Genomic DNA, 11685 nt, shown 5'->3' on the forward strand with positions numbered 1-11685 from the left:
ATCTGATACAGTCGCATTACAAGCTCGCGTTACTGAAATCGCAATATAAAAAGCCGAAAAACGGCCCTTCTATTCTATCATAGAAGAGCCATTTGTTTCAATTCACAATTCAGTTGTCGTTGTGTCAAGCGCTGATGACCTGTCGCAAAACACGGCTTCAGGACTTCTGGCTGGCGAGCTCGTCCTCGGCTGCCTCGCCTGCGCCCTGGTAGTCGATCTGCTGGCCCTTCTTCTCAAAGGCCACGACGTGCTCTTCGTAATCGAAGCACTCCTGCGCGATGTCCTTGTTGAGCCAGAGCAGGCAGATGAGGTTCGGGATGATCATGAGGCCGTTCATCGTATCGGAGAAGTTCCAGACGACCTCGAGCGTCGTCGTCGCGCCGACAAAGGTCACGAGCGAGAAGATGACGCGGTAGGCCATGATGACTGGACGCTTCTCGATCAGGTATTCGAGCGCCTTCTCGCCATAGTACTCCCAGCCGAGGATGGTCGAGAACGCGAAGAGCGCAATCGAGACGGAGACAATGAGCTTCGCGTACGGGCCAAAGACCGTCGAGAACGCGAGGATCGTCAGCTGGACGCCAGAGACGAGCTTGCCCGTCGCCGGGTCGACCGTGCCGAGCACACCGGATGAGGCGATAACGAGGCCCGTGAGCATGCAGATGATCATCGTGTCGAAGAAAGTGCCCGTCATGTTGACGTAGCCCTGGCGCGAAGCGTGGTCCGTGCGGGCCGCGGCCGCTGCAATCGGCGCGGAGCCGAGACCGGCCTCATTGGAGAATACGCCGCGCGCGACGCCCCAACGCATGGAGGTCAGCATCGAAGCGACGATGGAACCGCCGATGCCGCCCGCGACAGAATCAAACGAGAAGGCCATGCGGAACATCTCCGCGATGCCGGATGGCACGGCCTCAAAGTTGGCGCAGATGACGACAATCGAGATCAGGAAGTAGAAGGCGGCCATGACCGGCACGATGATGCTCGAGACGAAACCGATGCTGCGGATGCCGCGCACGAGGACGCTGAGCGCCATGACTGCGATGACGCCGCCGATGAGCCACGTCGGGATGCCGTAGCTGCTCGAGAGCGCTGCCGCGATCGAGTTGGCCTGCGTCATGTTGCCGATGCCGAAGGAGGCAAGCACGACAAAGAGCGAAAACAGGAACGCAAGCGTGCGGCCGACGTACTTGTTCTTGATGCCGTTCTTCATCGCGTACATCGGGCCGCCGGCCATCTCGCCGACGCTGTTCGTCTCGCGGTACTTGACGGCCAGGACCGACTCACCGTACTTCGTCGAGAGGCCAAAGGCCGCGCTGATCCACATCCAGACGAGCGCACCCGGGCCGCCAAGGACCATGGCCGTTGCGACACCGACGATGTTGCCCGTGCCGATTGTCGCCGACAGCGCCGTCATGAGCGACTGGAACGGCGAGATATCGCCGGCGTGCTTGTCGCGCTTCGAGAAGACCATGTGGATTGCGTAGCCGAGATTGCGCCACGGCAGGAACTTCAGGCGCACCGTCAGGAAAATGCCCGTGCCGACGAGCAGTACCAGCATGACGGGGCCCCAGACAAAATTGTTGACATCCGCCAACAGCTTCGATAAATCCATAATACCCACCCCTTCAGGTTTCCGTTACGTTTGATGATGCCAGAAAAGAAAAAGCAATGTTGCTGTGATGGATGTCTCAAGCAACATTGCTTTGTGGATTATTATAGGAGTTTTTGAGCGCGTTGTCAATTGATTTCCTTTATGTATACACAGATGTACACGCATGAAATCATTCTGCTGCGGGCTCTTCCTTGTCCTCCATATGTGCAGCGGCATAGGCGAGCAGGATGTGGCCGCTCTTGCGGTTCGTTGCGAGCGGCACGTCGTGGACGTCACAGAGGCGCAGCAGGGCGTTGATGTCCGGCTCGTGCGGCTGGGACGTCAGCGGGTCGCGCAGGAAGATGACATAGTCGACATCGCCGACGGCGACGCGCGCGCCAATCTGCTGGTCGCCGCCCATCGGGCCGGAGAGCATCGTCTCGACGCCGAGGCCGAAGGTGTCGTTGATCAGGGTACCTGTCGTGCGCGTCGCGATCAGGTGGAACTTCGAGAGGAGTTCCTTGTGGTGGCCGACGAACTCGAGCATCTCGCTCTTCTTCTTGTCGTGGGCAATCAGGGCAATCGTTTTCATTAATAAATCATCCTTTCGTTACTCTTGCTCCCTATTCATTCGCCGCAGAATACCAAAAATCCTGCTTCATCCGGAGATGAAGCAGGATTTGCTGACCCCGGCGACGCCAACCAAGCGTGACGCTATGCCTAGCGCCACGCGCCAACCATAGGGACCGGAGTCAAAGGGGTTGTCTGTATCAAGGTATCAGAGTGCCGTGCGCGTCTCCTTCTTGCGCTGGCCGTACTGCTTGAGCACGGCGGCGATGATGAAGTTGAGCATGAAGCAGGCGGCAAAGAAGTAGAGCGAAGCTGTGTAGCCGCCCGTCTGTGCGTGGAAGAACGAGACGATGGACGGACCGGCGACGCCGGCGAGGCCCCAGGCCGTCAGGATGCGGCCGTGGATGGCGCTGAGCTGGCGCGTGCCAAAGATATCCGAAAGGTATGCCGGCATGCACGAGAAACCGCCGCCATAGCAGCTGATGATCAGCAGCACGAGGAGTTCAAAGACGAGGGCTTCCTTCGTCTGGCCGAGCTGCCAGAACGCGAGGACCTCGAGTAGGAAGAAGAGCATGTAGACGCGGCCGCGGCCGATGTAATCCGAGACCGTCGACCAGACGATGCGCCCGCCGCCATTGAACACGCCGATGATGCCGACCATCGAGGCGGCAGCTGCGGCATCCATGCCGATGACTTCCTGGGCCATCGGCGAGGCAACAGCCAGGAGACCGATGCCGCACGTGATGTTGACGAAGAAGATCCACCAGAGCGAGGCGAACTGCCACGTCTTGAGTGCCTCATTGGCCGTCACACCCTGCTGGATGTGCGTGACCTTGCCCGTGCTGTCCTTGAGGACCGGCGGCTTCAGATAGAGCGAAGACGCACCCATGATGAGCATGTAGGCGCAGCCGAGGATCAGGAAGTTGTTGACGAGGCCGACCGTCGCCGTCAGGTACTGCATGACAGGACCGGCGATCAGTGCCGCAAAGCCGAAGCCCATGATGGCGAGGCCCGTCGCAAAGCCGCGGTGATCCGGGAAGTATTTGACGAGTGTCGAGACCGGCGTGATGTAGCCGACACCGAGACCGATGCCGCCGATGACGCCGTAGAAGAGATACAGGAGCGTGAGACTCTGTGCCGAGATGGCGTAAGCCGTGCCGAGCATGCCCGCGCCGAAGAACGTCATGGCAATCAGGCCGCTCTTCTTCGGGCCGATCTTCTCGACGAAGCTGCCGAGGAAGCCCGCGGAGAATCCGAGGAACAGGATGGCCAGCGAGAAGGTCCAGGTCGTCTCGGCGAGCGAGAAGCCCATCTCCTTCATGATGGGGCGCGTCAGGACGCGCCATGCATAGACACTGCCAATCGAGATGTGGATCCCGACGGCGCTCAGCGCGATAAGCCAGCGATTTCTCATTTGATCTACCTCCAGAAATGCCTTGGGCATCCATCCGCGGAGAATCAAAAAAGACCGTCCGGAACAGATGCCCTGCCCAGACAGTCGGCTGATCATAACGTTGCAGGACATGTGGTCAATTCCACTCATCCGTCAGCCCTGCAAGGCTTCTTTTTTGTTTTTACATCTTCATTATATGAGCCCTGCAGCGCGGCGTCAAGAGAGAAACGTCACAAAAAGAAAATTTTCTACTGCTGCTTGTGCTGCTGCTCTTTCTGATAGGCGGCACGCGCGAGTTCGCCGCGCAGGCCCTCGTAGAACTGCACGAGGCCGCTCGTGATGCTCTCACGCACATCGTCATCGATCTTGGACCGCTTCTTGAGCTCGCGCGTCGTCTCGATGATGTTGCCGATGGTCAGGATGTAGTTGTACTCATCCTCGAGTACGGCAGCGGCATCAAGGGGCGGCAGGCAGTGCACTTCCTGGGCGAGCGCATCGTACTCGGCCGAGAGCGCGCGCAGGTTCTTCTTCTGCGTCAGCGCGAGGTCGAGGTTCGCCTCCGTCACGCGCGCGAGGCCCGCGTTCATCTTGTCGCGCAGCGCGTGCATCTTCTGGATGCGCTTCTGGAGCTGCGCGAGGGCGCGCCCCGTCTGGCGCTGCTCTGGTGTCATCTCATTCGTCATTTCTCGTTTCCTTTCGATTCCCGGTTCACCTACTCATCCGATCCACAAAAAAGCCCCCGGAAAAACCGAGGGTCTTTGCAAACTCTGTACAGTATACCACAAGACGGGCCGATGCCGCAATCAGAGGTCCGGGCGGACGCCTGTTTTGCCGGTGAATTTATGGTAGGCTGCGCCCTGTCTGCGGCCCATGAGCTCCGCGAAGAGCTCTTCCGGGGAGATGTTGTGATAGGCGAGCAGGACGAGGCAGTGATACCAGAGGTCGCCCATCTCGTAGAGGATCTCCTTGCGCACGTTGTTCTTCGAGGCGATGATCGTCTCGACAGCCTCTTCGCCGACCTTCTTTAGGATCTTGTCCTGGCCCTTCTCGAAGAGGTAGTTCGTGTACGAGCCCTCGACCGGGTTGAGGCGGCGGTCCTGGATGACGTTGTAGAGATCGTAGAGGACGGCAGCGAGGTCGGCCTTCTTCTCCGGCGGCACGACAGCGATGCCCTTCTCCTCCCCGCCTGCGAGCTTGCGGCCGCTGAAGCAGGTGTACGTGCCCGTATGGCAGGCGACACCCGTCTGATGCACGCGCACGAGCAATGTGTCGCCGTCGCAGTCGTAGGAAATTTCCTTGACCTTCTGGACGTTGCCGGACGTCTCGCCTTTCTGCCAGAGCTTCTGGCGGCTGCGGCTGAAGAACCAGGTGTAGCCCGTCTCCAGCGTCTTCTTGAGGGATTCCTCGTTCATGTAGGCCAGCATGAGCACCTGGCCGTTCTCCTCCTGCACGACAGCAGGCACGAGGCCCTTCTCGTCAAACTTGACCATCGAGATGTCAATCGTATTTTCTGCATTTGCCATTAGAATCGAACCTCCACTCCGCGGGATTTCAAGTATTCCTTGACCTGACGCACGGTGAACTGGCCGTAATGGAAGACGGATGCCGCGAGCACGGCGTCGGCATGGCCGAGGGTCAGGACGTCGTAGAAGTGCTCGAGCTTGCCGGCGCCGCCCGAGGCAATGACCGGCACGTTGACGGCGTCGGAGACGGCGCGCGTCAGCTCGATGTCGTAGCCATCCTTCGTGCCGTCGGCATCCATGCTCGTCAGAAGGATCTCGCCGGCGCCGAGCTCGACGGCCTTCTTGACCCACTCAAGGCAGTCGAGGCCAGTCGGCGTGCGGCCGCCGTTGACGTAGACCTCCCACTTTTGGTCGCCCGCGCGGCGCGCGTCGACGGCGAGCACCATGCACTGGCGGCCAAACTTCTCCGCGCCCTCCTTGAGGAGGCCCGGATTCTTGACGGCTGCCGTGTTGAGCGACGTCTTGTCGGCACCGGCCTTGAGCATGCGGCGCATGTCCTCGACCGTGCGGATGCCGCCGCCGACCGTGAACGGGATGAAGACCTTCGAGGCACAGTCGCGCGCGACATTGACCATCGTGCCGCGGTTGTCGCTCGAGGCCGTGATATCGAGGAAGACGAGCTCATCCGCCCGCTCCTCGTCGTAACGGGCAGCGAGCTCGACGGGATCGCCCGCGTCGCGCAGTCCGACAAAGTTCGTGCCCTTGACGACGCGCCCGTCCTTGACATCAAGACAAGGGATAATGCGTTTCGTATACATCTATTTTAGTCCTCCTTCGCCGCGATTTCAATAGCCTTCGCGAGGTCCAGCGTCCCCATGTAGATGGACTTGCCGACGATAACGCCCTCGATGCCGTCCTTCTCATAGGGCTTCAGCGCCTCGATGTCGGCGATGGACTTGACGCCGCCCGAAGCGACGATGGCGACGCCGCTCTCGCGCGCGAGCTTGGCCGTCGCTTCGACATTGACGCCCGAAAGCGTGCCGTCGCGCGAGATATCCGTGTAGATGATCGTCTTGACGCCGGCCTTCTTCATCTCCTTGGCGAGTGCCGTGGCTTCGACATCGCCCGAGACGCCCCAGCCATCGACAGCGACGATGCCGTCCTTGGCGTCGATGCCGACGACAATGCGGTCGCCGTACTTTGCGCAGGCCTCGCGGACGAGCTCCGGATTGCGCACGGCAACGGAGCCGAGGATGACGCGGCGCACGCCGAGCGCGAGGACGTCATCGATGTTCTCCATCGTGCGGATGCCGCCGCCGAGTTCGACGGGGATGTCGACGGCCGCGAGGATCTTCTCGACCGTCGCAAGGTTCTGCGACTTGCCGGCAAGCGCCCCGTCGAGATCGACGAGGTGCAGGAACTCGGCGCCCTGCGCCTGCCATTTCTTTGCCATCTCCTCTGGTTTGTCCGAGAAGACTGTCTCCTTCTCAAAGTCGCCCTTCAAGAGGCGCACGCACTTGCCGCCACGGATATCGATTGCTGGGAATATGATCATGGGATTCTCCTCTTAACCTTCTTAACCTTCAACAAAATTCTTCAGGATGGCGAGCCCGACGTCGCCGGATTTCTCCGGGTGGAACTGTGTGGCCTGGATGTTGCCGCAGGCGACGGCGGCCGTCAGCTGCTCGCCGTACTCCGTCGTGGCCGTGATGACGCTCTTGTCCTCCGGCACGGCGTGGTAGCTGTGCACGAAGTAGACGTAGGGCTTGTCCGAGAGGCCTTTGAAGAGGTCAAGCTTCTCGCGCGGCTCGCGGACCTTGATGGAGTTCCAGCCCATGTGCGGGACTTTTAGGCCCGGCGCCTGAATCTTCTTCACCATGCCGTGGATGAGGCCGAGGCCTTTCGCCCCCGGGCTCTCCTCGCTGCCGTCGAAGAGGACCTGCAGGCCGACACAGATGCCGAGCAACGGCTTTCCTGCAGCGACAGACTCCTTGAGCACGGGGATGAGGCCGCTCTCTTCGAGATTCTTCATGCAGTCGCCGAAGGCACCGACGCCCGGCAGCACGATCTTGTCGGCCTGGCGGATGGTGCTCTCGTCACTCGTCACGCGGACATCCGCGCCAAGCGCGGCAAAAGCCTTCTCCGCGCTGAAGAGATTGCCGACGCCGTAATCAATGATTGCAATCATGCATATTCCTCCTATCGTATCGGGCACAGACTCAGAGCGAGCCCTTCGTCGACGGGATGCCGTCAACGCGCGGGTCCTTCTCGACGGCGATGCGCAAAGCGTGGCCGAGGGCCTTGAAGATGGCCTCTACCTTGTGGTGCGAGTTCTTGCCGTAGAGTACGCAGACGTGCAGGGTGATGCCAGCATTGACGGCGAAGGCCCGCAGGAATTCCTCGGTGAGCTCTGTATCGTAGCCGCCGATCATCGGGGCCATCTCGCCGCCGTCGTCGTAGACGAGGAACGGGCGGCCGCTGATGTCTAAAGAGACGAAAGCCAGCGCTTCGTCCATCGGCAGATAGAACGTACCGTAGCGGCGGATACCCTTCTTATCGCCGATGGCCTGCTTGAACGCCTGCCCCAGCGTGATGCCGATGTCCTCGACGGAATGATGGCCGTCGACGTCGATGTCGCCGTCGCAAGCGAGTGTGAGGTCCATGAGGCCGTGGGCCGTCATGAGGTTGAGCATATGGTCAAAGAAGCCGATGCCCGAGTCGATGACACCGTGGCCGTTGCCATCGAGATTGAGGATGAGCTTGACGCTCGTCTCTGCCGTCTTGCGCTCGACGGTCGCTGTGCGGATACTCATGCTCTCCCCTCCGTGAATGCCTTGAAGTAGCTGTACCAGATGTCGTTCTCCTCGCGGCGGCCCATCGAGATGCGCAGGCAGTCCTTGAGGCCCGGCGCATCGCCGAAGTGGCGCACGCCGATGCCCTTCGACTCGAAGAGCGCGTTGAGCTCCTGCGCCTTATCGTAGTGGACGAGGATGAAGTTCGTCTCCGACGGGAAGACTTTGACACCCGGCAGCTTCTTGAGCTCTTCCTGCATGCGCTTGCGCTCCGAGATCATGATCTGGATGTGCGGCACGAACTCCTGGCGCATCTGGTAGCAGATGTCGGCCGTGACGAGTGAGAGCACATTCATGTGGTACGGCATGTAGGACTTGTCGATCATCTCGACGATCTTCTCATCCGCGAGCATGTAGCCGACGCGGCACGAGGCGAGGCCGTACGCCTTCGAGAAGGTGCGCGCGATGATCATGTTCGGGTATTTCGCCAGCAGGCGCACCGCCGTCTGGCCGTAGAACTCCATATAAGCCTCGTCGACGAGGAAGGCGCAGTCGATATTCGAGGCAATCTTCTCGATCTCTTCGACCGTGAAGGCATTGCCCGTCGGGTTGTTCGGATTGCAGATGACGGCGAGCGTCGCCTTCTCTTCGTTGACCGTCTGGATGAACTTGTCGATGTCGAGCGAATAGTCCTCCGGATTGAGGTCGACGGGCACGCCCGTGGCCTCAGCCGCCTTGGCGTAGATCTTGTACATCGAGAACGACGGCTGCGGATAGACGATCTTGGCCTCCGGGCTGCCGCCGAAGCAGTAGAAGAGCTTCTCGATGATCTCAGACGAGCCGCTGCCGATCAGCACGTTCTCGCGCTGCATGGAGAAATTGCGCGCAATCTGGTCGCGCAGGTCATCGTACTGCTCATTCGGATAGCGGTTGAACGCGACCGTCCCGAGGCGGTTCATGACGCGCTCCTCGACGAGCGGCGGCAGGCTCATATTGCACTCATTGGCGTTAATCTTGATCTCCCAGGGACGCTCGACGACGTCGTAGGATGGCATATCGGCAAGGCCGTTGCGGTAATTCAGCATAGTCCCCTATCCCTTCTATATCAGATATCGATTATTTACCTATCGTTTCACTTCTGCTCGCGGCGGATGCGGATGGCATTGGCATGTGCCTGCAAGCCCTCGGTCTCCGCGAGGCGGATGATGTCCTCGCTGACATCGGAGAGCGCCGGCTGCGTGTACGAGATGATGCTCGTGCGCTTCATGAACGTCTCGACATTGAGCACGGAGTAGTAGCGCGCCGTACCGCCCGTCGGCAGCACGTGGTTCGGGCCGGCGAAGTAGTCGCCGAGCGGCTCCGGCGAATAAGCGCCGAGGAAGACGGCACCGGCATGGCGCACGTACGGCAGCAGCTGGAACGGCTGCTCTGTCAGGAGCTCCATGTGCTCCGGCGCCGAAACATTGGCAAAGCGCATGGCCTGCATCATGTCCTCGGCGACGACGATCAGGCCGTTGCGGTCGATCGACGCCTGCGCGATCTCGCGGCGCGGCAGCTTGGCGAGCTGTTTCTCCGCTTCCCTTGCGACCTTGCCGGCCAGCTCCTCATCGTCCGTGATGACGATGCTCGAAGCCAGCGGATCGTGCTCGGCCTGGCTCAGCATGTCGGCCGCCGTGTAGACAGGATCCGCCGTCTTGTCGGCGACGATGAGAATCTCGCTCGGCCCTGCGAGCATGTCGATGTCGACATGGCCGTAGACCTCTTTCTTGGCCAGCGTGACGAAGATGTTGCCCGGGCCCGTGATCTTGTCGACGCGCGGGATGGTCTCCGTGCCGAAGGCCATCGCAGCGATGGCCTGAGCGCCGCCGATCTTGTAGATCTTCTTGACGCCGGCCGCACGCGCGGCGATGAGGACGTAGGGATTGATCTTGCCGTTCTTCGGCGGTACCATCATGATGATCTCACCGACACCGGCGACCGAGGCCGGCACAGCGTTCATGATGACGGATGACGGGTAGGCAGCCGTGCCGCCCGGCACGTAGATGCCGACGCGGTCGAGCGGGATGATGGACTGGCCGAGGATGGAGCCCTTCTCGCGGTACGTCATCCACGAGTTCGGCTTCTGCTCCTGATGGTAGCGGCGCACGTTCTCAGCCGCCTTGCGCAGCGACTCGACGACGGCGGGATCTGCCGCCTTCTCAGCCGCTTCGTACTCGGCTTCCGTCACGAGAAAGTCCTCGGGCTTGTAGTCGACCCGGTCGATGAGGCTCGTGTAGCGGATGACCGCGGCGTCGCCCTCGCGGCGCACATCGCCGACAATCTGGCGCACGAGCTCGGCTGCCGTCATATCGCGGCCAAACGTCTTCTTGTTGGCCTCGCGGATCTTCGGGCTGAGCTCAACCTCATCAAAGGATGCCTTCGTCAGCATCCTCTCAATGGCATATTCTCCGACTTCACTGGCTTTTACGATCTTCATCTATACTTCCTCGCTTTCCACTGTCTATCCCTGCTGCTGTGCTTACGCCTCAGCCTTTGCCTGCTGCTCGAGCTCGAGGATCCTGCGCAACTCTTCCGTGAGCTGGCTGATGCGGTCGAACTTGAGCTTGAAACTCACGCGGTTGACGATGAGCCGCGCCGTCGCGTCGAGGATGTAGGCAATCTCCTCGAGGTCGTTTTCCCGGAGCGTCGTGCCCGTCTCGACGATATCGACGATGCTCTCAGAGAGCCCGACGATCGGGCCGAGCTCGATCGAGCCGTTGAGCTTGATGTACTCCATCTGCATGCCGTGCTTGTTGAAGAACTGCTCGGCGATGTGCGGGAACTTCGTCGCGACGCGCGTGTGGTCGTAGTCGACGAGCTTCTCGCGCTTCTCGGCCTTCGGCACCGCCATCATGAGGTGGCAGCGGCCAAAGCCGAGGTCTAGAAGCTCGTAGACATCCTTGCCCGACTCCAGCAGCACATCCTTGCCGATGACGCCGATGTCGGCCGCGCCGTACTCGACGTACGTCGGCACATCTGCCGTCTTGGAGACGATGAAGCGGATCTTCTTCTCTTCATTCGAGATGACGAGTTTGCGCGACTTATCCGAAAGACCTTCCGCCGTATAGCCCGCCTTGGCTAAGAGGTCAGCCGAGAGCGAGAAGAGCTTGCCCTTCGGCAGGGCGATGGTCAGGTAATCCATGGTATTTTTCATATTCCCTCTCCTGAGATGATTCTACGATTTTCGTTCTTTATCTTGCTAAAGGATTCGATGAACCCTATGTTAACACCAAAATCCAGATTCGTCAAGAAATCTTTGCAAAATGTTTCTCAATCCACACAGTGCGCACAAACGCCTAATTCCTGGCGTCCGCTTCGCGCAGCAGCCGGAGCACCTGCCTGTCGCCCGCTGCATCCGCCATATCATCTGCCATATGATGGCGCTCGATGATGCGGGCCTCCTCGGCCATGCCGATCTCACGCAGCAGGGCCGCGCCGATGGCCGGATGATGACGGTAGACGTAGAGCGCGTGGCCAAGACGGCCCTCATGCTCCATGAGCCGCTCCGAGGCGTGCGGCAGATAGTGCATCATCAGGACAGCAAAGACCTTGCCGAGGATGTCGAGGTCCCCCCTGCGGCGGCCGACATCATGCAAAAGCGCACAGCGGATGAGAAAGGCGCGCTGCTCTTCTGGCAGGCCGTGCCGCTCAGCGAGCGCACGCGCCGTATAGGCGGCATTGCGCGCGTGGACCTGGTCGGCCGGATGCATCGCGTAGAAGAGCGGCAGTGCCTTCGCTGGCAAGTTCGCGCGCACAAAGGCGTGGTCAGCCTCCCCCATATGCTGCGTGACAGCGCGCACGAACTGGCGCACGCGCCCGTACATCTGCTGCAGCATG

At 60.5% G+C, this 11685-nt stretch carries 13 protein-coding genes and 1 riboswitch; all 13 genes read right to left on the bottom strand.

Features of this window, described 5'->3' with window-relative positions; all coding sequences use genetic code 11:
- Positions 1–157: 157 nt before the first annotated feature.
- Positions 158–1612, bottom strand: a complete 1455-nt coding sequence (locus tag T518_RS03105) for an alanine/glycine:cation symporter family protein (protein WP_036374973.1) — start codon at positions 1610–1612, stop codon at positions 158–160.
- 169 nt (positions 1613–1781) lie between these two features.
- Positions 1782–2183 carry a methylglyoxal synthase gene (locus tag T518_RS03110; protein ID WP_036374976.1) on the bottom strand — a complete coding sequence of 134 codons (402 nt, stop codon included), beginning with the start codon at positions 2181–2183 and terminating at the stop codon, positions 1782–1784.
- A 186-nt stretch (positions 2184–2369) separates the two neighbouring features.
- On the bottom strand, positions 2370–3575 hold the full coding sequence (locus tag T518_RS03115) for an L-lactate MFS transporter (RefSeq protein ID WP_036374979.1): 1206 nt from the start codon (positions 3573–3575) through the stop codon (positions 2370–2372).
- 67 nt (positions 3576–3642) lie between these two features.
- A riboswitch (ZMP/ZTP riboswitch) is annotated at positions 3643–3725 on the bottom strand.
- A 77-nt stretch (positions 3726–3802) separates the two neighbouring features.
- Positions 3803–4237 (bottom strand): hypothetical protein, encoded by a 435-nt coding sequence (locus T518_RS03120; protein ID WP_036374982.1) that lies wholly within the window; start codon positions 4235–4237, stop codon positions 3803–3805.
- A 120-nt stretch (positions 4238–4357) separates the two neighbouring features.
- Positions 4358–5077, bottom strand: coding sequence for a bifunctional phosphoribosyl-AMP cyclohydrolase/phosphoribosyl-ATP diphosphatase HisIE (gene hisIE / locus T518_RS03125; protein ID WP_036374985.1), 720 nt, complete (start codon positions 5075–5077; stop codon positions 4358–4360).
- Positions 5077–5835: an imidazole glycerol phosphate synthase subunit HisF gene (gene hisF, locus T518_RS03130; RefSeq protein WP_036374988.1), complete on the bottom strand. Its 759-nt coding sequence runs from the start codon at positions 5833–5835 to the stop codon at positions 5077–5079. Before hisF ends, hisIE begins: the two co-directional genes overlap by 1 nt.
- Positions 5836–5840: 5 nt before the next feature.
- On the bottom strand, positions 5841–6572 hold the full coding sequence (gene hisA / locus T518_RS03135; protein WP_036374991.1) for a 1-(5-phosphoribosyl)-5-[(5-phosphoribosylamino)methylideneamino]imidazole-4-carboxamide isomerase: 732 nt from the start codon (positions 6570–6572) through the stop codon (positions 5841–5843).
- A 21-nt stretch (positions 6573–6593) separates the two neighbouring features.
- A complete protein-coding gene (gene hisH, locus T518_RS03140; protein WP_036374994.1) occupies positions 6594–7205 on the bottom strand; it encodes an imidazole glycerol phosphate synthase subunit HisH in 612 nt (203 codons plus the stop codon).
- A gap of 31 nt (positions 7206–7236) precedes the next feature.
- On the bottom strand, positions 7237–7830 hold the full coding sequence (gene hisB, locus T518_RS03145) for an imidazoleglycerol-phosphate dehydratase HisB (RefSeq protein WP_036374997.1): 594 nt from the start codon (positions 7828–7830) through the stop codon (positions 7237–7239).
- Positions 7827–8894: a histidinol-phosphate transaminase gene (hisC, locus tag T518_RS03150; protein ID WP_036374999.1), complete on the bottom strand. Its 1068-nt coding sequence runs from the start codon at positions 8892–8894 to the stop codon at positions 7827–7829. The genes hisB and hisC overlap by 4 nt, the downstream gene beginning before the upstream one ends.
- Before the next feature lie 47 nt (positions 8895–8941).
- Positions 8942–10285, bottom strand: coding sequence for a histidinol dehydrogenase (gene hisD, locus T518_RS03155; protein ID WP_036375002.1), 1344 nt, complete (start codon positions 10283–10285; stop codon positions 8942–8944).
- Between the two features lie 42 nt (positions 10286–10327).
- Positions 10328–11002: an ATP phosphoribosyltransferase gene (hisG, locus tag T518_RS03160; protein ID WP_036375004.1), complete on the bottom strand. Its 675-nt coding sequence runs from the start codon at positions 11000–11002 to the stop codon at positions 10328–10330.
- Positions 11003–11144: 142 nt separating this feature from the next.
- Positions 11145–11684: an HD domain-containing protein gene (locus T518_RS03165; RefSeq protein WP_051652170.1), complete on the bottom strand. Its 540-nt coding sequence runs from the start codon at positions 11682–11684 to the stop codon at positions 11145–11147.
- Between the last annotated feature and the right edge of the window lies 1 nt (position 11685).

The organism is Mitsuokella jalaludinii DSM 13811 (genome assembly GCF_000702905.1).
Taxonomy (GTDB): domain Bacteria; phylum Bacillota; class Negativicutes; order Selenomonadales; family Selenomonadaceae; genus Mitsuokella; species Mitsuokella jalaludinii.